This window comes from Ancylomarina euxina (assembly GCF_003863355.1).
GTDB classification, from domain to species: Bacteria; Bacteroidota; Bacteroidia; order Bacteroidales; family Marinifilaceae; genus Ancylomarina; species Ancylomarina euxinus.
In genome coordinates this window covers 17,691-39,321 of record NZ_QQWG01000007.1, presented here as the reverse complement: position 1 = coordinate 39,321, position 21,631 = coordinate 17,691, and the positions used below count along the sequence as shown (strand labels likewise).

Annotated in this window: 22 protein-coding genes; 16 read left to right on the top strand and 6 right to left on the bottom strand. The window is 33.7% G+C overall.

What is annotated here, in order from left to right; genetic code table 11:
- Positions 1–210 precede the first annotated feature (210 nt).
- Entirely contained in the window at positions 211–888 is a 678-nt protein-coding gene (locus DWB61_RS08570) for a hypothetical protein (protein WP_125030492.1), read from the bottom strand.
- A 549-nt stretch (positions 889–1,437) separates the two neighbouring features.
- Between DWB61_RS08570 and arcC the strand changes: the two genes are divergently transcribed.
- Positions 1,438–2,415, top strand: coding sequence for a carbamate kinase (gene arcC / locus DWB61_RS08565; RefSeq protein WP_125030491.1), 978 nt, complete (start codon positions 1,438–1,440; stop codon positions 2,413–2,415).
- A 63-nt stretch (positions 2,416–2,478) separates the two neighbouring features.
- Positions 2,479–3,480, top strand: coding sequence for an ornithine carbamoyltransferase (locus DWB61_RS08560; RefSeq protein ID WP_125030490.1), 1,002 nt, complete (start codon positions 2,479–2,481; stop codon positions 3,478–3,480).
- 129 nt (positions 3,481–3,609) lie between these two features.
- Here the strand turns inward: DWB61_RS08560 and DWB61_RS08555 are convergent, their stop codons facing one another.
- The 3 genes from DWB61_RS08555 to DWB61_RS08545 form a co-directional block, all read right to left on the bottom strand.
- Positions 3,610–3,801 (bottom strand): FeoB-associated Cys-rich membrane protein, encoded by a 192-nt coding sequence (locus DWB61_RS08555; protein WP_125030489.1) that lies wholly within the window; start codon positions 3,799–3,801, stop codon positions 3,610–3,612.
- A 7-nt stretch (positions 3,802–3,808) separates the two neighbouring features.
- Positions 3,809–6,310, bottom strand: coding sequence for a ferrous iron transport protein B (gene feoB, locus DWB61_RS08550; RefSeq protein ID WP_125030488.1), 2,502 nt, complete (start codon positions 6,308–6,310; stop codon positions 3,809–3,811).
- A 376-nt stretch (positions 6,311–6,686) separates the two neighbouring features.
- Positions 6,687–7,079, bottom strand: a complete 393-nt coding sequence (locus tag DWB61_RS08545; RefSeq protein ID WP_125030487.1) for a DUF3276 family protein — start codon at positions 7,077–7,079, stop codon at positions 6,687–6,689.
- A 481-nt stretch (positions 7,080–7,560) separates the two neighbouring features.
- Between DWB61_RS08545 and DWB61_RS08540 the strand changes: the two genes are divergently transcribed.
- The 8 genes from DWB61_RS08540 to DWB61_RS08505 all read left to right on the top strand — a co-directional run bounded on the left by DWB61_RS08540 (position 7,561) and on the right by DWB61_RS08505 (position 13,405).
- Positions 7,561–8,526: a transcription antitermination protein NusB gene (locus DWB61_RS08540; protein WP_125030486.1), complete on the top strand. Its 966-nt coding sequence runs from the start codon at positions 7,561–7,563 to the stop codon at positions 8,524–8,526.
- A gap of 168 nt (positions 8,527–8,694) precedes the next feature.
- Positions 8,695–9,261, top strand: a complete 567-nt coding sequence (locus tag DWB61_RS08535; RefSeq protein WP_125030485.1) for a manganese efflux pump MntP — start codon at positions 8,695–8,697, stop codon at positions 9,259–9,261.
- 84 nt (positions 9,262–9,345) lie between these two features.
- Positions 9,346–9,795 (top strand): DUF1573 domain-containing protein, encoded by a 450-nt coding sequence (locus DWB61_RS08530; protein ID WP_125030484.1) that lies wholly within the window; start codon positions 9,346–9,348, stop codon positions 9,793–9,795.
- A 70-nt stretch (positions 9,796–9,865) separates the two neighbouring features.
- Positions 9,866–10,159 carry a preprotein translocase subunit YajC gene (gene yajC, locus DWB61_RS08525; protein ID WP_125030483.1) on the top strand — a complete coding sequence of 98 codons (294 nt, stop codon included), beginning with the start codon at positions 9,866–9,868 and terminating at the stop codon, positions 10,157–10,159.
- A gap of 198 nt (positions 10,160–10,357) precedes the next feature.
- The gene (locus DWB61_RS08520; RefSeq protein ID WP_125030482.1) at positions 10,358–11,362 is read left to right on the top strand and encodes a YbbR-like domain-containing protein; all 1,005 of its coding nucleotides are present in this window, start codon (positions 10,358–10,360) and stop codon (positions 11,360–11,362) included.
- 46 nt (positions 11,363–11,408) lie between these two features.
- The gene (coaE, locus tag DWB61_RS08515) at positions 11,409–12,002 is read left to right on the top strand and encodes a dephospho-CoA kinase (protein WP_125030481.1); all 594 of its coding nucleotides are present in this window, start codon (positions 11,409–11,411) and stop codon (positions 12,000–12,002) included.
- A 177-nt stretch (positions 12,003–12,179) separates the two neighbouring features.
- Positions 12,180–12,896, top strand: coding sequence for a TerB family tellurite resistance protein (locus DWB61_RS08510; RefSeq protein WP_125030480.1), 717 nt, complete (start codon positions 12,180–12,182; stop codon positions 12,894–12,896).
- A 92-nt stretch (positions 12,897–12,988) separates the two neighbouring features.
- Positions 12,989–13,405: a DUF5606 family protein gene (locus DWB61_RS08505; protein WP_125030479.1), complete on the top strand. Its 417-nt coding sequence runs from the start codon at positions 12,989–12,991 to the stop codon at positions 13,403–13,405.
- A gap of 66 nt (positions 13,406–13,471) precedes the next feature.
- Here DWB61_RS08505 and DWB61_RS08500 read toward each other — a convergent pair whose 3' ends face one another.
- On the bottom strand, positions 13,472–13,774 hold the full coding sequence (locus DWB61_RS08500; RefSeq protein ID WP_125030478.1) for a cupin domain-containing protein: 303 nt from the start codon (positions 13,772–13,774) through the stop codon (positions 13,472–13,474).
- Positions 13,775–13,840: 66 nt separating this feature from the next.
- On the opposite strand from DWB61_RS08500, the gene DWB61_RS08495 reads away from it, so the two are divergent.
- From DWB61_RS08495 to menB, 6 genes are all read left to right on the top strand, one after another.
- The gene (locus DWB61_RS08495) at positions 13,841–14,329 is read left to right on the top strand and encodes a YybH family protein (RefSeq protein WP_125030477.1); all 489 of its coding nucleotides are present in this window, start codon (positions 13,841–13,843) and stop codon (positions 14,327–14,329) included.
- Between the two features lie 174 nt (positions 14,330–14,503).
- On the top strand, positions 14,504–14,695 hold the full coding sequence (locus tag DWB61_RS08490) for a cold-shock protein (RefSeq protein ID WP_125030476.1): 192 nt from the start codon (positions 14,504–14,506) through the stop codon (positions 14,693–14,695).
- 190 nt (positions 14,696–14,885) lie between these two features.
- A complete protein-coding gene (locus DWB61_RS08485) occupies positions 14,886–15,308 on the top strand; it encodes a PaaI family thioesterase (RefSeq protein ID WP_125030475.1) in 423 nt (140 codons plus the stop codon).
- Positions 15,305–16,441 carry an isochorismate synthase gene (locus tag DWB61_RS08480; RefSeq protein WP_125030474.1) on the top strand — a complete coding sequence of 379 codons (1,137 nt, stop codon included), beginning with the start codon at positions 15,305–15,307 and terminating at the stop codon, positions 16,439–16,441. The genes DWB61_RS08485 and DWB61_RS08480 overlap by 4 nt, the downstream gene beginning before the upstream one ends.
- 27 nt (positions 16,442–16,468) lie before the next feature.
- Complete coding sequence (gene menD / locus DWB61_RS08475; protein WP_125030473.1) at positions 16,469–18,163, top strand: 2-succinyl-5-enolpyruvyl-6-hydroxy-3-cyclohexene-1-carboxylic-acid synthase; 1,695 nt, start codon at positions 16,469–16,471, stop codon at positions 18,161–18,163.
- A gap of 71 nt (positions 18,164–18,234) precedes the next feature.
- Positions 18,235–19,059, top strand: a complete 825-nt coding sequence (gene menB / locus DWB61_RS08470; RefSeq protein WP_125030472.1) for a 1,4-dihydroxy-2-naphthoyl-CoA synthase — start codon at positions 18,235–18,237, stop codon at positions 19,057–19,059.
- 72 nt (positions 19,060–19,131) lie between these two features.
- Here menB and DWB61_RS08465 read toward each other — a convergent pair whose 3' ends face one another.
- Positions 19,132–21,627, bottom strand: a complete 2,496-nt coding sequence (locus DWB61_RS08465) for an erythromycin esterase family protein (protein WP_125030471.1) — start codon at positions 21,625–21,627, stop codon at positions 19,132–19,134.
- Positions 21,628–21,631 lie beyond the last annotated feature (4 nt).

The window sequence follows — 21,631 nt, the reverse complement described above, 5'->3', positions numbered from 1 at the left end:
AAAATAGGCCGTAATTCCACATGATTGAAGACAGAGAAATTCATTACTCATTCTATGTAATTAGAAACTAAAGAGAACGAATTTTGTTAAGAAATATTGTATGTGTGTAAGCTTATTACCAAACACAATAGGTGTAAGAAAGTTTTGAACCAACTATTCTGCTTTCAAAGCAGTAGTTCCTACTTTTAAAAATGTAGATGTATTAATTACTTAATTAAAACTTAATACATATTTAAGAATTGTTTTTATATCAGATTTAACGTAGTCAGCAGGGATGGCAAATTCTTGGGTATTAACAGGAGTTAGACAAACATTCTGAGCCGAAAACTTGGCTTTTATTTTATTCATTGTGGTCTCAAATTCAAGTAGAACACCATCAATTTTGTTGAAAGGAGTATTTCTGTTGGGATTCTCCAAACAGATATCTTGAGTATAATATACATCTATTGGCTCGGGTAACTCTTGAATATATACTCTAGCCAATTTGCATTTATATCCTGCAATTACTTTATCTGTTTTTAAGTATTTTATTTTAGTTGCAAGTTTGTGGTTATATATGAAAGGGATCTCATTACTAGAGAATTCATAGTTCATTTTATTATTGAGAATCTTAAAAAGAATGGAACTGTTAGGTTCGCCAATTTTTGAAATAAATTTTGTGCTGAAAAATCCTAAGTATCCCTCGGATAAAACTGAGATATCATTGTTTTTGAATTTATATTCAACCACAGTTGGAAGGAGTGCAACAATTGGATTTGCATCCTCATTAGTCTCATAGCTTACCTTATAAGTAATAACGCCTTCAGAGTGAGTTTTCTTTTCATCCGACTTGTTAGAACATGATACGAAAAGGTGTAAGATGATCAGTATAAGTGTTGTCTGTTTCATATAGGTGTATTGTAGACTACTAAAATAGATAAAAGAGACTATTAATCAAGCGTGAAGCCTGGTTCTTACATGAATTTATCTTATTTCGTTGTGAAAGTAGCTAATAACTTTGTGAAACACATTCTTATTTTTAAATGAATATTTATAAATAAGCTATCAATATATTAGCTTTAATTTTGATGTTACTCTTTTTTTTTTTGAGTCTAATTTTATTTATTATTGTTGAAAAAGTAAAAAAAAATGCGTTTTCTTCTGTTCATAATTTTAAAATATATGAAAAATATATGCTGATTGCATAAAAAACGTTGGTGTGAACATAACAGTAAAAGTTTATTGTAAATGCAAACGAGTGTATTCTTTTAAAAAGTCTGTGTATTGAATTTCAATTTTTTAACCCTGTTTATATTTTACAGTAAAAATTTAAACGTTTAAGATGCTGAATAACAGCTAGTAGAAAAGTTTTGAAAATAAATTAAAATCCATTGAAATCTTGATAAAATTTCTAGATTTGTAGCTCAATTATTCAAACAACATAAATAAAAACCTATAATGAATAAATTAGCAGTTGTAGCATTAGGTGGAAATGCCTTGTTAAGAGGGAATCAAAAAGGTACTGTTGAAGAACAAAATCAAAACACGATAGATACTCTTGAAAATCTTATTTTTCTGGTTAAGGAAGGATATGATGTAATTATTGCTCATGGTAATGGCCCACAAGTAGGGAACATATTGATGAGAAATGATGCGGGAGAACAACTATACAATATTCCTCAGATGCCTTTAGATATTGATGTTGCTGACTCACAAGGCGGCATTGGTTATATGATTGAAAGAAACTTGCGTAATGTATTAAAAGCAAATGGCATCGAAAAAGATGTTGTGACTTTGGTTACTCAGGTTGTCGTTGATAAAAACGATCCTGCTTTTGCTGATCCTATTAAGCGAGTGGGCAGAATCTACTCTAGAGAAGAAGCTGATGAATTAATCGCGGATAAAGGATGGATCTTTAAAGAGGAAGTTAAAGCTGATGGAGGATGGAGACGTGTTGTTCCTTCGCCAAAGCCAATCCGTGTAATAAATGAGAAAGTAATTGAAAATCTAGCGCGTCAGGGAAATATTGTAATCACAGTTGGTGGTGGTGGTGTACCAGTTTCAGAAGATGAGAGCGGTAACCTTTGCCCAGTTGAAGCTGTTATTGATAAAGATTTAGCTTCGGCTCTAATTGGTGCTCGCGTTAAGGCTGATGAATTCTATATTCTAACTGATGTTTCTTTCGTTTACAAAGATTTTAAAGGACCAAACGAGGAAAAATTAGAGTTTTTGAATCACGCAGATACATTGGGTTACTTGGAAGATGGAACTTTTGCTGAAGGGTCTATGGCTCCTAAGATTCGTGCTTGTTTGAGCTTTATCGAAAATGGCGGTGGTAAATCAGTAATTACTGAAGCGACCAAGCTAGAAGATAAATCTTACGGGACAAAGATTACAATGGAATATGATCCCAAAGACGTCAATCATATTGCCTAAATAAAGATTATTAATATCAGATTATAATTACTTTTGTGATCGTAATCATAAAAAATATATACCATGAGTTTTAATTTAAGAAACAGAAACTTTTTGAAGTTATTGGATTTCACTCCAAAAGAAATTCAGTACATGTTAGATCTTTCAAGAGATTTAAAAAGAGCAAAATATGCTGGAACTGAAGTACAAACGATGAAGGGTAAGAATATCGCTTTGATATTTGAAAAATCTTCGACTCGTACTCGTTGTGCATTCGAAACTGCTGCTTACGATCAGGGAGCTCACGTAACTTATTTAGGACCTTCAGGTTCTCAAATTGGTGTTAAGGAATCAATGGCTGATACAGCTCGTGTATTGGGGCGTATGTATGATGGTATTGAGTACCGTGGATACGGACAAGCTATTGTTGAAGAATTAGGGAAATTCGCTGGTGTACCCGTGTGGAACGGTTTAACTGATGAGTTTCACCCAACTCAAATTTTAGCTGACTTCTTAACGATGACTGAGCATAGCGATAAGCCTTTGAACAAAATTTCTTTTGCTTACTTAGGTGATGCTCGTAACAATATGGCTAACTCATTAATGGTAGGTGCTGCTAAAATGGGTATGGACGTAAGAATCGTAGGTCCTAACAACCTTCAGCCAGAAGAAGAATTGGTAGCTCAATGTATGGAGATTGCAAAGGAAACTGGCGCTACTATTACAATTACTGATGATGCTAAGGCTGGTGTTAAAGGATGTGATTTCCTTTATACTGACGTTTGGGTATCAATGGGTGAGCCTGATGAAGTATGGGCTCAGCGTATCGGTATTTTGAAGCCTTACCAAATCAATGCTGATTTAATGGCTGCTACAGGAAATGATAAGTGTAAATTCATGCACTGTCTTCCTGCTTACCACAACAGAGAGACTAAGGTTGGCGAAGAAGTTTTCCAGAAGTTTGGTCTTGACGGAGTTGAAGTTACTGAAGATGTATTCGAATCTCCAGCATCTATCGTATTCGACGAAGCTGAGAACCGTTTACATACTATTAAAGCTGTAATGGTTGCAACTTTGGGAGCCTAATTTCATAGAAGCATTCAATAATATAAAAATGGCTCTTAGTTTTTACTAAGAGCCATTTTTTTTGTTCTATATTTTTGTTTGAATCGAATGTCCTTTATTCGAAGAGAGCTTTTTTTAAGCTTGGTTTTGTTAACGATCATCCATTTTTAAACCATCGAATTTAATCTTATTTTTCATCAATTCTTTTTTGATGTCACAGGATGCGCAACCACCACATAAAGACGTTTTCTTTCTTGGTTTTATCACTTTATAGAAATGATAAAGAGAGTAGGTTACAGCTACCAAAATGATTAAATATGTTGTAAAAAGTTGAAAATCCATAGCTTGATTATAAAAGATTAACAATTTGGTAGCCAATGAAGGATACAACCCATGCTAATGCGGTTGTGTAAGTTACCACAAAAGCGGACCACTTCCAATTAGATTCCCTTGTAATGGTTGCTACTACTGCAATACAAGGGAAATAAATGAGAATAAAAATTAAGAAAGCCAAGGCAGAAGCATTATCAAATACTTTTTCCCCAGTTCGGAACGAGCCGGTGAATTTTTGTTCCCGTAGATTATTTCTTAACCCTTCGCTATTTTCATCACTACCTTCTCCATTTTGATATAGCACTCCCATTGTACTGACAACAACTTCCTTTGCAGCTATTCCTGTTAAGATACTTACAGTCATTTTCCAATCAAAACCCAGAGGTTGAAAAACAGGAGCAATAAAATTCCCAATCTGCCCGATGTAGGATAATTCTTGCTTTTCTTCAAGCTTTTCGTTCATTATAGATGCTGATACAATCTTGTAATCCTCACGAAGTTTAACTTGTTCAATTGAATTAGTGGCATCTAGAGCTGTATGGAGTTGTGCTTCGTTTTTAGCTAATAGTTTTTCGTAATCTTTTGAGTAATTAACATCGAGAGGGAAATAACCCAAAGCCCATATAATAACTGATGCGACCAGAATGATGCCTCCCATTTTTTTTAGGTATTCACTACCTTTCGACCACATGTGTACCAGTGTCGATTTAAGTGTTGGAATTCGATAGGGTGGTAATTCCATTACAAATGGTGCTTCCTTGCTTTTAAAGAAGCTCGCCTTAAATACTTTAGCAAAAATGACTGCCAACACGATACCTAATATATAAATACCAAAGAGAACTAAAGTTGAATTATTGGGAAAGAAAGTTCCAATTATAAGGATATAAACAGGTAAGCGTGCAGAACAGGACATAAATGGGGTGATCAGCATGGTTAGAATCCTGTCGTTTCTATTTTCTAAGGTTCTTGTAGCCATTAATGCTGGTACATTACAGCCAAATCCCATAACTAAGGGGATGAATGATTTCCCATGTAAACCAATTTTGTGCATCAATTTATCCATGATAAAAGCCGTACGGGCCATATATCCAGTATCTTCCATGAAAGATATAAAGAAGAATAGGATTAGGATATTAGGAAGGAAAACGATAACTCCACCAACTCCACCAATAATTCCATCTACAATTAAATCTTTTAGGGGACCATCAGGCATTATTGTCTGAATAAACTCGCTTAGGTAACCAATGCCGGCATCTATCCAATCCATTGGGTATTGTCCCAAATTGAATGTGGCATAGAAAGTCATAAACATGAAAAAGAAGAATAGAGGAAATCCAAAAAGCTTATGTGTTAGAAAAGTATCAATAATAGCTGTTTTTCTTCTTCGCTTAATTGGATTCTCAGTATAGGTTTCTTTTAGAGCACCATCGATGAAACCGTATTTGGCATCGGTAATTACAGTTTCGCAAACCTCGTTATAGGTCGATTCAATTAGTTTAACCTCTTGCTTCAGCGTATCTTTAATATCTTTGGCCGTAGAACAAGATTCAATATATTCTAAAGCTTTATCATCGCCTTCGAGTAGTTTTATGGCTAAAAATCGTGGCGAAGCAATGGTTGTTAAATTACGATCAATCCTAATGTGTTCTTGTAGTTTAGAAATCGATTTTTCAATAACAGCTCCATAATTTATGTGAATATGACGAACGATAGGGTCTTTACCTTCGTATACATCAATAGCCTTATCGAATAGTTCCTTAATACCCTTACCTTTTGAACTAACAGTTGGAATGATAGGAATACCTAACATCTTCCCCAATTTTTGGTAGTTAAATCGAGCACCATTTTTCTCCAATTCGTCGTACATGTTTAAAGCTAAAATAACTTTAACGTCCATGTCGATCAGCTGGGTGGTTAGATATAGATTTCGTTCTAAATTCGAAGCATCAACAACATTTATAACAACATCAGGAAACTCTTCTGTGATATATTGACGAACGTAAAGCTCTTCAGACGTGTAGGCCGTTAGTGAATATGTACCTGGTAAGTCGACAACATCAAATTTATAATTGCTTTGCTGAACCTTTGCGAGTTTTGAATCAACAGTAACTCCGGAGTAATTCCCGACATGTTCTTTTGAACCTGATGCAAAATTAAAGAGTGTTGTTTTTCCGGCATTGGGGTTTCCTACAAGGGCAACATGAATATTTTTCCCTTTTTCTTGTGCTGATGATTTTAGTTTGTCATCATCTAGGATTCCCTCAAAGTTACTTATTTTAAGATCAACAGCTTCTTCCTTAGTGATTACTTCAATTAATGCAGCTTCACTTCTTCGTAAAGACACCTGATAACCCATAATTTGGTATTCTACAGGATCTTTAAGTGGTGCATTTTTAATAACGGTAACTTTTTTTCCTTTGATAAAACCCATTTCGGTAATTCTTTTACGAAATGCGCCGTATCCTTGTACTTTTATTATAATACCTTCTTGATTATCGGTTAATTCAGAAAGCTTCATATGTTGGTGCGTATCAATAATGTTATGTGTGAATGTGTTTTCATCCACTAAAAATACTTATACCGATGTCTAATTTGATCGGTTTTTGATATTAAGCTAGATCCAATTGTTCTGGAACCAATGGGTTCAAATAATAAGTCTATTTTAATTTAGTACAAATCTAGATGAAAATGAAGTTAAAAACAATCACAACATCTAGGTATTGTGTTCCTGTTTTCTAGGTTTTATAACAGATTTGCTTATCCTTTTTTTAGAAAGATGCAGATTAATATCTTATTGTCAATTTTGTTAGTAAAAATGGAGAATGTGTTTGAAAAAAAAAGAGCTATTCGAAGTTTAATCGATAGCTCTTGGATATTTTGTGAAAATGGATGATTTATTCAGTAAGATCTTCAAATTCTACTTGAGAAAAAGACTCAACCCCTAGTCCTTGAATTATATCAGAGGAGTTTTCAATTTCGTCCATAGTTTCTATGGTATTTTCACCCAGAGTGTCATTGGCTTCTTTAAGAATCTCAATAGCTTCCATTAAACCTTCAGAGAATTTCTCAAAATCTTCCTTGTAAAGGAATATTTTATGCTTTTCGAAAGTGTAATTTCCTTCTTTATCGTATCGTTTTTTACTCTCAGTAATTGTAAGGTAGTAATCCTCGTTTCTAGTCGCTTTTGCATCAAAGAAATAAGTTCTCTTCCCAGCTCTAACCGCATTAGAATAAATATCTTCACGATTCTTCTTTACGAATTCTTCTTTTTTACCGTAACCTTCCATTTCAGAATGAATTTATGAAATTGTTTGTTTATTGATATCTCAAAAATAAAAAAAAATATGTATTTACTCGACTTTTGTGAGGAAATAATTCTGAACATTTGAATATAGTTTTGTTTAATAGTTGAGGTGTAGAACTTTATTTGAGTACTTAATTTTATTTGTGTCTTTTAATTGTTTATAGTGGTGGTAAGAATCGTTTTTGTTGCAATTTGGTTGAAACTAGAATTTTACTGTTGTAGATGTTATTGTTGCTTTTTCTATCTCTCAATCAATCAGGTCGAATGAAATTTTCCATCGATCCACCTAAAAGAGGGGGGAGTAGCTTTGGCCGATTAAAAAAAATAGCTACATTTGCAGCGAGTTTAAAAAGTGAGATTCGTTGAAGAAATATGAGTGTGTTGCAAAAGGCGATTCGTTTTTTGTAATTTTGCTGTCTATTTTATTCACTGGATCAGAGTAATAAACAAAGTTCTTTAAAAGTATGATTAGTAGAAGATTGCTGCGTGTAAAAGTGTTACAAATGCTTTACGCTTATTACAAGAATGATGATCGTTCATTAGCAAAAGCCGAAAAAGAGTTGTTTTTCAGTATTGGAAAAGCTTACGATTTATATCATTATTTACTTCTACTACTTGTAGATGTTGCATTTATAGCTGAAAAGAAAATTGAAGCTGGTCGCAACAAATTGGTTCCTACACCTGTAGATATTCATCCCAACACCCGTTTTATTGAGAATAAAGTATTGAAGCAACTGGCTGAAAATGTTCAGTTAAATACTTACGTGCAAAGAAACACAATTTCCTGGGACGATCAGGATGGTTTTGTAAGAGGTTTATACAAGACTATTACCGAATCAGATCTTTATAGCAATTATATGAATGCTGAAACCAATGATTTTGCAGCAGACAAAAAGTTGGTTGAAAAGATTTTTATGAACATTATAGCTAAAGATGAAGATTTTTATGCTTTAATGGAAGATAAAAGCATCTATTGGAATGATGAAATTGAGTTCATTTTAAGCATGGTTGTCCGTACTATCAAGCAATTTAAAGCTAACGATAACGAGCATGTTTCATTACTTCCATTATTTAAGGATGCTGATGATGAGGAGTTTGTGCGAGTTTTATTCCGTAAGACTATTTTGAAGCATGAAGAAAATTCAAGCTTAATTAAGAAGAATACGAAGAACTGGGATTTGGAACGTATCGCTTTTATGGATATCCTGATAATGGAAATGGCGCTTGCTGAGATACAGGAATTCAAGAGTATACCAGTTAAGGCGAGTTTTAATGAGTACCTTGAAATAGCTAAGTTTTATAGTACTAGTAATTCGAGCACATTCATTAATGGATTGTTAGATAAAATGATAAAAGATCTTCAAAAAGAAGGGAAAATTAATAAAATTGGAAGAGGTTTGATTGAAGAATCGAAAACCGTAAAGTCATAATATACTAGGGGAGTTGTTTGTTCAACTTCCCTTTTTTTGTTCCCAGAGTACAAGGAAGTTTGTTTGGCCTGTGTTTAAGTTTTACTAAGACTTTTGTACAGGCTGTTGTTTCAGTAAAAAAAAATAATATTCAGACACTTGTCTTGGCATTCTGTTTATTCTACTAATATGAGTTTTTTAGAGATTATTTTAATTGCAGTTAGTTTAGCAATGGATAGTTTTGCCATTTCTATTACAGCAGGACTTATCTTAAAGGAGTTTAGTCCTAAGCATTTTATTCGGATTGCTTTTTATATGGGGCTTTTTCAGGCTTTAATGCCAATTGTAGGTTGGATGATTGGTGTCAGTTTTAAACATTATATAGTTAGTTTTGATCATTGGATCGCCTTTTTATTGTTATTAGGATTAGGAGGGAAGATGATTTATGATGATCTGAAATGCGAAGATGAACATTGCTGTTTTGATCCTCAAAAAAGACTGGTTGTGATGGGTTTGGCTTTGGCAACAAGTATCGATGCTTTGGTTGTTGGAGTTAATTTTGCATTTCTCAATATGTCCATCACACTGCCCATTTATACTATAGGTATTGTCTCATTTGTTTTGTCATTGATTGGGGTTTTTATCGGTTGTCATCTTGGAACAAAGGTTAAAATGAAATTTACATTAATAGGTGGGGTGATTTTGATAGGTTTAGGTGTGAATATTCTTAATGAACACCTGTCTCAAGCTAGTTGATTTAAGTTTTTCGTTAAAAAAATACAAATCACTATTTTTGTGACTGAATTTTGATTTAATTGCGCATGTTTTAAAAATAGAGTGATGTTTTTTCAATGTAGATGTATCGTTTTTCTTATAATTGTATTGCTACCATTAGTATCCTGTAAACAATCGGTACAGGCCGAAAGTACTAATAAAAGCGAGATTCAGAAGAATGATGGAAATGTTAAGGAAGAGAAGCCTTATCCAAAATTTGACTTTTCTAAAGAAATCCATAAATTTGGAATAATTTCAGAAGGGGAGATTATTGTTTGCGAATTCTATTTCCGAAATACTGGAAATGCAAATTTAATAATCAAATCTATTGAAAGTTCTTGCGGTTGTACGGCTGTAAAATGGAATAAGAAGCCTATAAAAGTTGGTGAAGAATCTAAAATCACAGTTGAATTTAATTCTAAGGGACGACATGGCAAACAATATAAGGTTTTGACTATATTCGCCAATACAAAACGAAAAGTTAAAGAGCTTAAAATAACGGCTACCATTAAGTAGCATTCAATCGATAATTTAATTTATAATTTAATATTTATATCAAATGCTTAATTTATTAAACATTGTGTTAATGACACAACCTCAGGAAGGACAAAGTCCATTAATGTCTTTTCTTCCTTTAATTTTAATCGTTGTGGTTTTTTATTTCTTTATGATTCGTCCACAGATGAAACGTCAGAAGGAGTTAAAGAAATTCCGTGATGAGTTGAAAAAAGGAGATAAAATTGTAACGACAGGGGGAATCTACGGTAAGATAATTGAGTTGCATGAAACAACACTTATTATGGAAGTTGAAGGACAGTCTCGTTTGAAAATTGACAAGGTTGCTGTTATCAAGGACATGAGTGACGTTGCTCAGAAATAATAATGAAAGGGATAGTGATTATTCACTGTTGATTATATTACAAAATACAATGATTGTATTTTTGTTACCCAAAAAGCTATTACTTTGTAGAGTAATAGCTTTTTTTGCTTAAATTCATGCTTGAATAATTAGCATAACATAAACATCTTAAACGGGTTTGTGTAATGGATTAACCTATTAAATTATAGTATTTTGACTTTGTCCGATTTTCATAAAATAAAAGGTGTATTTGATAAGGAAAATATAAAAGCCAATAAGAAGTTGGTAACTTATATGTTTTTTGTGGTTCTGGCAACTATCTTTTGGTTTTTAAATGCCTTAAGTAAGGAGTATACAACGACTGTGAATTATCCGGTTACTTATAGTGACTTTCCATCGAAAAAGATTTTGAGTAATGAGTTACCCTCCAAGTTGAAGTTAACGGTTCGGGCTTATGGTTTCGATTTGTTGCGATATAAACTTAGTTTTTTTCAATCACTCAATTTTCCTGTAAATGAGTACACAAATAATAAAATGGAAAAGGAGGGAGAGAATAACTTTTTGTTTTCCACCGATAGAATGACAAGTCAAGTGGCTGCTCAGCTATCATCAGCTATTAGTGTGACTCGCATTTCACCTGATACCATCAATTTTCAGTTTTCTCCTTTGGTAGAGAAGAAAATACCGGTTCACTTCAATTCTAAATTAAAATTTGAGCCTCAATTTCGTTTAGGAGGAGATGTTATTCTAAAACCCGATAGTATTTGGGTTATTGGCGCTCATTCCATAATTGATAGTGTGAAGCAAATTGAAACTGAAATTCTGGAGCTTAAGAAATTAAATGAAACAAAAAAGAAGAAACTTGGTTTCCAAAAGATCGAGGGGCTTGAATTTGTTCAGAAAAAAGTTGAAGTTCAGTTGCCTGTAGAGCGATTCACTGAGGCTCAAAAACAAGTAAGTCTAAAAGTGATTAACTTACCTGATTCGGTATTTTTACGCTTGTTCCCTCATGAGATTAAAATGTCATATTTGGTCGGATTAAAGGATTATGAAACCATTGCAGCTGAGCAGTTTGAGCTTGAGATTGATTATGGTACGATTGATCGTACAACCAATAAAGTAAGCGTCAATCATAAAAGTTCACCTTTGAATGTTTCCAATGTAAGTTTTTATCCCAAAGAGGTTGTGTATCTGATTGAGAAAAGAAGTTCGGGAAATGAGTAAGATGAGTTTATTTCTTAATTGATTCATAAATTAAATTTTAAGATTGATGAGTAAGCCATTAAGCATCGGTTTAACTGGAGGAATAGGGAGTGGGAAATCTCTAGTTGCTGATTTTTTCAGACAATTAGGCATACCTGTTTATACTTCAGATATAGAAGCGAAGAAATTAATGCAAACCGATGATTTGATACGATCGAGTTTAATCGAGGCTTTTGGAGAATCAGTGTACCTAAAATCGGGAGATCTTAATCGTGTTAAGTTAGCTGAAGTTATTTTCAGTAATAATGAGGCTTTGAAAAAAGTAAATGCGATAGTTCACCCCCAAGTTCGATTACACTTTCAAGAATGGGTGCTGAAACAAACAGAAGCACCTTACGTTATTCAAGAATCAGCAATTATATTTGACACAGGACTTTATAAAAACTTTGACAAGATTATTACGGTTACTGCTGATGAATCAATTCGAATTGACAGGGTTGTAGAACGGGATTCTTGTACAAAAGAATCTGTTTTGGAGAGAATGAGTAAACAGATGTCAGAGCAAGAAAGGATCGTTAAATCTGATTTTGTAATATATAATAATTCGGAGCTTGTCATACCTCAAATAATAGCAATTCATAATCAGCTTTTAGAGCTTTAATAGGACTCTGTATAAGTATTAATTCGACCTAATTTGTCGTTAAACTTTGTTAAGCTCAGAATATTTCCACAAACAATGAGCAAAGATTTCCGACTTCTTTTTGTTTCTTTGTTTCTCGCGAATAGTGTAAGGAGAACTCTTCTTAATTCGTTTTAATCTTTCAAATCAAATATTATAATGGCAAAATTTGGGAAATGGATCGTTGGTGGGCTTGGTTGGGCTTTTTTAGGTCCAATAGGTGGTGTATTAGGTTATTTCGTAGGATCAGCCTTCGATTCAGTTGATATAAAAGCCACAGGACGTTCAGCAACAACTCAAGGTGATTTTTTGATGAGTTTATTGGTCCTTGTTGCTGCTGTAATGAAAGCTGATGGTAAGGTTCTAAAATCGGAACTGGATTACGTAAAAGCATATTTGGTTAAGAGTTTCGGAACAGAGAAAACAGGAGAGGCATTGACTCTATTGCGTGATATTTTGAATCGAGATATTCCTGTAGAACAGGTTTGTATGCAAATAAGTCAGCAACTTGATTATTCGTCACGATTACAACTGTTGCATTTCCTATTTGGTATAGCTCAAGCTGATGGATCGATTGACGATTCAGAGCTGAAAATGATTGAACGAATTTATTACCATATGGGAGTAAAATCAGCCGATTATAATTCTATTAAATCCATGTTTATTCAGGAAAATGGATGGGCTTATCAAGTTCTGGAAATTGAAAAAACAGCGAGTGATGATGAAATTAAGAAAGCTTACCGAAAAATGGCGGTTAAATATCATCCTGATAAAGTGAGTTATTTGGGTGAAGATGTACAGAAAGCGGCAAAAGAGAAATTTCAAAAAGTAAGCGAGGCTTACGAAAAAATAAAAAAAGAGAGAGCATTTGCATAATATAAGGGTTGAGGATTAAAATATACTCGTAATTAATTTTTTTTAATCAACCGGAATTTTATTTTTGTGCTTCCAACTAAAAAAATGACAATATGTTGAAAGGAATATTAGCTATATCAGGACAGACTGGTCTGTTTAAATTAGTTTCAAACTCAAAAAGTGGTTTTATCGTTGAGTCTTTAATCGATAAGAAACGTATGCCTGCACATGCGACTTCAAAAATTTCAGCTTTAGAGGATATCGCAATTTTTACAGAAGAAGGAGATGTTCAGTTACAAGAAGTAATTAAGAATATCAAGGAAAAAGAGAATGGTGGACAATCGATCAGCCACAAATCTTCGGGTAATGAGCTGAAAGCTTATATGAAGGAAATTCTACCTAATTATGATGAAGATCGTGTTTATGTTTCTGATATGAAGAAAATCTTTCAGTGGTATAATATTCTTCAGGAAAACGATATGTTGAATGAAGTTGAAGCTGAGAAAGAAGAAACTTCAGGCGAAGAATAGAATAAGTTCTAAAAGAATAAAGAGAGGCTGTCAATTAAATTGACAGCCTCTCTTTATTTTGCTTCATTATTCAAAAAGGTTTCTCGATATGATGAACTTGGAATCTTCAAGAGCCTTTAAGGCATGTAATTCCTCTGCTGAGAAAGAAAAAAAGTCGTCAGCTTCAACAAGTGTTATTTTCCCAGCAATTTCAAATTCGATCTTTCCTGAAATCAGATATAAACCAGCATCGGCAGGAGCTGGCTGAGCGGGAACAATCATGCCTTTTTTAACAGCAACAATTAGAGATTCAAATTGACCATTTTTATAGATTTGCTTTTTATCTATACCAAACATTTCAATTTCCTGTGATAGTTTATTGATGTGCATTGAGTGACTATTATGTGATGGTTAAAAAAAAATAATTCTATATGGTAATAAGTTTTATTATTTTAGATGTCTAAAATAATGAAAGCTATGCCAAATAAAAATTTAATTCAGATCTCATTCGCGTCAATATTATTGTTAGTCCTATTGTCATGCGGAAAATCAACATCATTAATTGAAGAATGTAAGACGGTTCTGGAAACTGACCGATCTTTTTCAGCTTATTCGCAAGAGCATGGAATGGCCGCTTCATTTTATAAGTACGCCTCAGACAAGGCTGTCATGTTACGTGATAACTCATATCCTGTTAAGGGTAAGGAAAATATAAAGGCCCTATTTCTGAAAACAGAAGTTGCCGGAAATACATTGATCTGGGAACCCGAGTATGTTGATGTTGCTGCATCAAGAGATCTGGCATATACTTATGGTTTTTATAAGTACATAACTCCTGATTCAACCTTTAGAGGCTCTTATGTTTCTATTTGGAAAAAAGATGAAAATAATAATTGGAAATATGTTTTCGATGCTGGAACGAGTGGGCTTGGCAAAGAGAAATAAGATTGATTGAGGAATTAGGTTTAAATGAAAATTGGGACTAGTGCTAGAAAACATATAATTAGCAATAGTTTTTAAATAAAAGAGATATTTTTTTTTAAAATAATCGACTCATAATTATTATTTTTCATCAAATTAAGTAAATTTACAATGCTATTAATATTAAATAATTGAAGTATGCCACAAGGTACCGTAAAATTCTTTAATGAAACTAAAGGTTTTGGTTTCATTAAAAACAATGAGACAGACGAAGACATCTTTGTACACGTAACAGGATTAATTGACAAAATTGACCAGGGAGACGTTGTTTCTTTCGATGTTGTTGAAGGAAAAAAAGGAATGAATGCCGTTAATGTAAAAATGGACTAATTCTCTTAATAAGAATTTTCTTTCTAAAGCTCAATGTGAATTGGGCTTTTTTTATGCCTTTATATTGATGTTTCCTAAGTGAATTTTTAGCTGACAATTCATATCGATAAAACGAACAATAGTATATTCTTTCCTAAAATCAATCTGCATTCCAGTTTTCCATCTCTATCTATTGTTATATATTTGTTAGATGATTAACACAGAAGAAAAACTTCAAGTCCTAAATAAGATCAGTTCCGATACACTTATGGAACACTTAGGAATTTTATATACCGAAATTGGTGAAGATTATCTGGTTGCAGAAATGCCAGTGACATCTAAGCATTATCAGCCCATGCGTATTTTACATGGTGGAGCGACTTTAGCTTTAGCAGAATCTGTGGGCTCTGCTCTTTCAGTTATTCATATCGATATGGATCGATTTGAAGTGAAAGGGATGGAGATAAATGCCAATCATATTCGAAGTGTCAAAAAAGGAACATTAAGGGCAAAGGCTAAATTTATACATAAGGGTAGAACAAGTCATATTGTTGAAATTAATATCTGCAATGAACAGGATAAGCTCATCTCAATTTGTCGATTGACTAACGTAGTGTTAAAGAAACAGCTATGATAGATGCGTTTGTTTTGGAAAAGATAGAGAGTATTCTCAAGTATTGTTTGAACAATCATCTTCCTTTTTTTACTTACCGATTGCCAAATTCAGATTTTATTAAGATCGGTATTCAGAAGGATTTGAATTTGATGAGTTTCCAAAATGTTACTGATCTGCAAAGCAAACAAGGTTTTGTGATGGCGCCCTTCGATTCAAACGATAAATACACTTCTTGGTTTATCCGTGAGGATATTGGTTTTAGTTCTGAGAACATTAATGAAGAAGAGATTCAAAACTTGAACCGATTTAAGAATGAGCTTGATTTTAAAGAAAATGGCCTTTGTATTGAAAGCTCTGAGTCAGACTATTTCTCTCAATTAGATGAAATACTAGAGACTTTAAAAGGGAAGAGTTTGAAAAAGGCTATTTTATCTCGTATTCAGATTGAAAAGAACGATAAAAGTCTGGATAGCCCATCTTTGTTTGTTCAGCTTTGCCAGTATTATCCAAAAGCATTTGTTTCCTTTGTTTCTCTTCCTGGAATTTGTTCATGGATGGGGGCGAGCCCAGAGTTACTCCTAAAATCAGAAAATAATAAAACAGAAACAGTTGCTCTAGCCGGAACTTTGCCAGTATCGAGCTCTAATTTGTCAGATATTGAATGGGGAGCCAAGGAGATTGAAGAACAAGCTTTCGTAAGTGATTATATTGAAACTGTTTTTAAAGACAACTCAATTGATAAATTCGAAAAGAAAGGTCCATTTACAGTAAAGGCAGGACAAGTTGCTCATTTGAAAACAGAGTTTAAAATAGAGAGAAATCTGAGTTTTGAGGATAAGGCTAAGATGATAACAGCTTTACACCCAACACCTGCCGTTTGTGGCTTGCCTAAATTAAAGGCACTAGATTTAATTAAAGCTGTCGAAACCCACGACAGGGAATATTATGCGGGTTATTGGGGACCACTGGAAGCGAATGGAGACTTTGCTTTATATGTGAATTTACGAACCATGAAAATAACAGAAAATCAATTATCTTTATTTGTTGGTGGTGGAATCACAGCTGATTCTATTCCTCAAAAGGAATGGGAAGAAACCCAACATAAAGCTCAAACACTCTTGTCTGTGATAAAGGCTTGTAAGCTTTCATGATAGAATTTTAGATCAAAAAAAATAAGAATGACTCAAAATACATCAGATATATTAGGTGTTAATGAAATTATAAATATTTGTGTTGCAAAGGGAATGGCGCATGTGGTGATTTCTCCAGGATCGAGAAATGCCCCATTAACGATCTCTTTCGCACGTGATACAAGAATCGAAACTCCTGTAATAGTTGATGAACGAAGTGCTGGTTATTTTGCTTTGGGAATTGCTCAACAAACAGGAAAACCAGTCGGTTTAGTTTGCACATCGGGTACAGCTTTATTAAACTATGCACCAGCAATAGCTGAAGCATTTTATCAACGATTGCCTTTAGTGGTTATTTCAGCCGATCGCCCACAAGAGTGGATAGGTCAGGATGATAGTCAGGCTATAGATCAAGTAAATGTTTTACAGAATTTTGTAAAAGCAAGCTATCATTTACCTATTGCTTACAAGGGTACTGATGATTTATGGAGTATTAATAGAATAATGAATGAGGCTTTATCTAAATCCATTTCTGGAAGAATGGGTCCGGTTCATATTAATGTTCCATTTAGAGAACCTCTTTATGGTGAGAAGGTTAATGAATATAAATCTGAAAGAATTATTAATAAGCTGCTTTCTAAAGATGCACTTTCAAATGAAGCTAAAGAGATCCTGAGTCAGGAATGGCAAGCTTCAAAGAAAATTTTGATTCTAGCTGGCCTACTGCCAAAGAATGAAAAGCTAAATGTATGTTTAAGTCAGTTGGCTAAATATAAGCAGGTTGTAGTCTTGACTGAGAGTATCTCAAATCTGCAAGATCAGGCTTTTTTACCTTGTATTGATAGGGTGATTACAAGTTTCTCTGATGATGAAATTCCAAATTTTCAACCCGATTTACTCATCAATTTTGGAGGGCCATTGGTTTCTAAAAAGATCAAATCATTCTTGAGAGATCATACGTATAAAAAGCATTGGTTCATTGGAAAAGAAGATACCTTTATTGATACATTCCAAACTCTAAGTTCACATATTGATCTTTCCCCGGACCATTTTTTTGAGGATCTTATTGCTCATCTTAATGAAACTGAAAGTGTATATGCTGAAGTTTGGAAAGCTAGAGATCAAGCTTGTGATTTAGTTCATGATACTTATCTGCAAAAAACAGAATGGTCAGATTTAAAGGTTTTTGAATCGATTTTAAAAGTTATTCCTGAGGGAGGCAATCTGCAATTGGCCAACTCATCCGTTGTTCGCTATGCGCAGTTGTTTAAAATGAATCAAAACCTTCTTTGTAATTCAAATCGCGGCACTTCAGGTATCGATGGATGTACATCAACCGCTGTTGGAGCATCACATGTGAATAATAAAATCACAACGCTTATAACAGGTGATATTAGCTTTTTTTACGACAGTAATGGCTTGTGGAATAGATATCTGAATAATCGACTGAAGCTTGTTTTAATTAATAATGGAGGTGGTGGTATCTTCCGTTTTATTCCTGGGCCATCTGATGCTCCCGAATTGGAAGAATATTTTGAAACGACTCAAGAATATCGTGCTGATAAGCTTGCCGAAACATATGGTTTAGATTATTTTTATGCCGATAGTATGGAAACCCTTGATCAGACCTTGTCAGATTTTTATAAGGCGGATGAAAGGGCTGGTATTTTGGAGTTAAAAACTCCAAGAGAACTGAATGATGTAGTACTAAAAGACTACTTTAAAAACTTAAGAGAGATATAAATAGCATTATAATATCCATGACATTAAAGCTGTTTTTGCATTTATAATTTGTGGATGAAAAACTAAGAAATATGACAACTAGAAACTGGACTACTATAAAAGAATACGAAGATATCAAATTTGATTTTTTCGAAGGAATTGCAAAAATTACCATCAACCGCCCAGAGGTTTATAATGCTTTTCGTCCTCAAACGAATTTCGATATGCTTGATGCTATGGAAATTTGCCGTGAGCGTTCTGATATTGGCGTAATTGTATTCACGGGTACTGGAGACAAAGCTTTTTGTTCGGGAGGTGATCAAAATGTAAAAGGAGTTGGTGGATATATTGATGAGCATGGTGTACCAAGATTGAATGTATTGGACTTGCACAAAGCGATTCGTTCTATGCCCAAGCCAGTTGTTGCTATGGTGAATGGTTACGCTATTGGTGGTGGTCACGTTTTACACGTGGTTTGCGACTTAACCATTGCTTCGGACAATGCTATGTTCGGACAAACGGGTCCTAAGGTAGGTAGTTTCGATGCAGGTTTTGGTTCTTCATACCTGGCTCGACACGTTGGTCAGAAAAAAGCGCGCGAAATTTGGTTCTTATGTCAGCAGTATACCGCTAAGGAAGCTGAAGAAATGGGCATGGTAAACAAAGTTGTTGCTCTTGAAGACCTAGAGGATACAACTGTTGAGTGGTGTCAGATTATGATGAAGCGTAGCCCAATGGCTCTTCGTATGATTAAGCGTGGCCTAAATGCCGAGCTTGATGGACAAAGAGGTATGATGGAGTTTGCTGGCGATGCAACCATGATGTATTACTTGATGGAAGAAGCTCAAGAAGGGAAGAATGCATTCCTAGAGAAACGTGACCCCGATTTTCAGAAATTCCCTAAGTTCCCAGGATAAAAGAATATTTAGACACAATATTAAACCTGACAGATTTATTTACATTTCGTAAGTAAATCTGTCAGGTTTTTTTTAGTTTTTACTGAATTCTTTTATATTCTGATGCTGGTATTTGTTTCTGTATCGATGATGTTGCATATACGTTGACCAAAAATCATCATTTACAGTCGTAGATGTCTTTGGGATTTTGAATGACTTTGATTTTAATAGTGTTGCTTTAAAACCAAATCTTTCACTACTACTTTTTGTTTGCCAATTATCGTAATGATAGGCATAATCTATAAAATAATTATGGCCTTGCTTTCGGTATAACACAACATCTCGTTCGAACCAAATATTCTCCGATTCATAAGCCTTATATTTCACTGCATTATGAATCTTACTTTTATCATTTATCGTATAGGTCTCGATCTTGACAATGGCATTATCAGCCATATTTATGAACATGTAACCATAGTATTTTGATGCTCTAATTTGTAAGGTACTTCTATGGGATGGGTATTTACATTTAAAATCGATTCTGAATACAGTTTGTCCATTGTATTTAAGTGTATCGGAAAGTTGAAAATCATATCTGAACCATTTCATTGGGTTTAGAAAACAATTTTTTCTATAATTGATAAGATCTTGATAAGCAGGAAAACCGATATATTTTAATTTGATGGGTCTAAATTTATGTTGGAACCTACCTGTTGAATCTAAATTAGCAATTCGAGTTGCAAGACGTTGTCTATCTTCTTTTACACTTGTCATAAATAACCATCTTGGTTTGTAGCCATTACTATCAAAAGTGCGATTAATGTATTCAAGGATATATTTAGAGCTTGATTTTTTTTGTTCAGATTCTATACGGAACAAAACATCTTGTGTATAGGCTTTCTGAGAGTAGTTTTTATCGATTGCCCTGATCGTTTTTCTAAGTATCTTTTTTGCCGTGAGTCTTTCTACAGATATTGTCACTTCATTGAGGTCATAGTTCTGAGCTTCCATTTTTATTTCTGACTTCGATGCATTCAAAAATTCTTTTATCGGATGATATTGAATCTTGTAGCCAATGCATGAAAAGCAGACGGTATCCTGGAGGTTTTTATTGGTAATGTTCAGTTTGAAATCCCCCTTCATGTTGCTAATAGTACCTATAGCATCATTTTTTAAACCGATATTGACATACGGAATTGGCTCATCATTTTTCTGCATGATTATCTTCCCTAGAATTGTTCTATAAATGTCAGATTGTCGAATTGATTTGTAGCTTGATGTTCTTGATTGAGAAGTTTTTGCTACCACTTGATTTAAATCTTCGAGTTCTTCTTCGTAGTTAAAGTCTCCTTGATATAAATTGCAGCGCTTTGTCTCCTTGATAAACAAAAGTGCATCGAATACTTTACCCCATTTACCTTTAAGCGGTCTATAATCAAGTGCGGAACAAACCAGACTATCTTCTTTATTTAAGGTAATGATCGCGTTTGTAATTGAATCAGATATTAATCTTCTTTCGATACTTTCTTTTGGTGGATTTGGAACTGTTTTAGATTTCTCCGAAATACTCGCATATTCTCCACTTGCGCAAGTACTACCTATTATAAAAACATTCTTATCACCTAGTTCTTTTTTTAAGATACGACCCATTGGAACAAAACTGCTAAGCTCTTTATTATTCAAAGCTTTTAGCTGATTTGCAAAATGAGTATTAGCTCCCCAACAAATAATTTTTTTATTTGGATTGTGTTTGATGAAATATAGCAAGTTGTTAGCCATAAGTGCATCTCGTGTATTACTATCAGAGGCTTTAAATTCTTCTCTCGATTTACGTGATGGATGATTTTGATGGTAATCTGTTGCAACTTCTTTTATATTGAAAAAGACTTGTTGCCATAAATGAACGGGATGCTTATTGATGATTTTATGGGTGTCCAAACGATTTAATTTTAGCTTAAAACGATTAATTAAGCGAATTAAGTGTTTCAAATTATAAGTGTCTGGAACATCAAAACTTTCACTTAAATAATTAAGTGTTTCGTTCAAGAACTGTAACTCTTTTTCATTCAGCTTAAAATTTAATTTTTCAGAGAGAATAAATAAATCACCCAATAGCATTTCCTGAGAATACTCACTCATAAATTGACAATCAAAGCCCGTAACTTCTAATTTTGTATTCTGTTTAACTAGATATTTAAGCATGCCTTGAAACTCATTTGCTTTTGTCCAAATCGGATAAATACATCGCTTTAGGCAATCTACTTTGCTATCTCCTTCGCTTATAGTTTCATATATTTTGTGGAAATCATATAAGCTACTTTCAAAAGCTAAAACGTTAAAGTCCATTTCCTGATTTAGAAATTTGACTAAGCGTGTTTTGGCTTCAAATACATTTCCTTCACCATGTGTGGGTTCCCCAAGTAGAACTATCTGGGCATCCCCAATGATTTCTTTTAACGGTTTTAGGTCATCAAACTGATTATTGCCCGGCGAAATACTGTTCAATTTAATGGTATCTTTATTTTCAATATTTTGAGCATTAGCAAAAAGGGATAAGAATAAGATAAGGCAACTATAAAGGTATTTCATATGT

Bases quoted from the DNA above. Each gene is read 5' to 3' on its own strand.
- DWB61_RS08570 (WP_125030492.1), bottom strand. From the start codon at position 888: ATGAAACAGACAACACTTATACTGATCATCTTACACCTTTTCGTATCA.
- arcC (WP_125030491.1), top strand. From the start codon at position 1,438: ATGAATAAATTAGCAGTTGTAGCATTAGGTGGAAATGCCTTGTTAAGA.
- DWB61_RS08560 (WP_125030490.1), top strand. From the start codon at position 2,479: ATGAGTTTTAATTTAAGAAACAGAAACTTTTTGAAGTTATTGGATTTC.
- DWB61_RS08555 (WP_125030489.1), bottom strand. From the start codon at position 3,801: ATGGATTTTCAACTTTTTACAACATATTTAATCATTTTGGTAGCTGTA.
- feoB (WP_125030488.1), bottom strand. From the start codon at position 6,310: ATGAAGCTTTCTGAATTAACCGATAATCAAGAAGGTATTATAATAAAA.
- DWB61_RS08545 (WP_125030487.1), bottom strand. From the start codon at position 7,079: ATGGAAGGTTACGGTAAAAAAGAAGAATTCGTAAAGAAGAATCGTGAA.
- DWB61_RS08540 (WP_125030486.1), top strand. From the start codon at position 7,561: ATGATTAGTAGAAGATTGCTGCGTGTAAAAGTGTTACAAATGCTTTAC.
- DWB61_RS08535 (WP_125030485.1), top strand. From the start codon at position 8,695: ATGAGTTTTTTAGAGATTATTTTAATTGCAGTTAGTTTAGCAATGGAT.
- DWB61_RS08530 (WP_125030484.1), top strand. From the start codon at position 9,346: ATGTTTTTTCAATGTAGATGTATCGTTTTTCTTATAATTGTATTGCTA.
- yajC (WP_125030483.1), top strand. From the start codon at position 9,866: ATGACACAACCTCAGGAAGGACAAAGTCCATTAATGTCTTTTCTTCCT.
- coaE (WP_125030481.1), top strand. From the start codon at position 11,409: ATGAGTAAGCCATTAAGCATCGGTTTAACTGGAGGAATAGGGAGTGGG.
- DWB61_RS08510 (WP_125030480.1), top strand. From the start codon at position 12,180: ATGGCAAAATTTGGGAAATGGATCGTTGGTGGGCTTGGTTGGGCTTTT.
- DWB61_RS08505 (WP_125030479.1), top strand. From the start codon at position 12,989: ATGTTGAAAGGAATATTAGCTATATCAGGACAGACTGGTCTGTTTAAA.
- DWB61_RS08500 (WP_125030478.1), bottom strand. From the start codon at position 13,774: ATGCACATCAATAAACTATCACAGGAAATTGAAATGTTTGGTATAGAT.
- DWB61_RS08495 (WP_125030477.1), top strand. From the start codon at position 13,841: ATGTCTAAAATAATGAAAGCTATGCCAAATAAAAATTTAATTCAGATC.
- DWB61_RS08490 (WP_125030476.1), top strand. From the start codon at position 14,504: ATGCCACAAGGTACCGTAAAATTCTTTAATGAAACTAAAGGTTTTGGT.
- DWB61_RS08485 (WP_125030475.1), top strand. From the start codon at position 14,886: ATGATTAACACAGAAGAAAAACTTCAAGTCCTAAATAAGATCAGTTCC.
- DWB61_RS08480 (WP_125030474.1), top strand. From the start codon at position 15,305: ATGATAGATGCGTTTGTTTTGGAAAAGATAGAGAGTATTCTCAAGTAT.
- menD (WP_125030473.1), top strand. From the start codon at position 16,469: ATGACTCAAAATACATCAGATATATTAGGTGTTAATGAAATTATAAAT.
- menB (WP_125030472.1), top strand. From the start codon at position 18,235: ATGACAACTAGAAACTGGACTACTATAAAAGAATACGAAGATATCAAA.
- DWB61_RS08465 (WP_125030471.1), bottom strand. From the start codon at position 21,627: ATGAAATACCTTTATAGTTGCCTTATCTTATTCTTATCCCTTTTTGCT.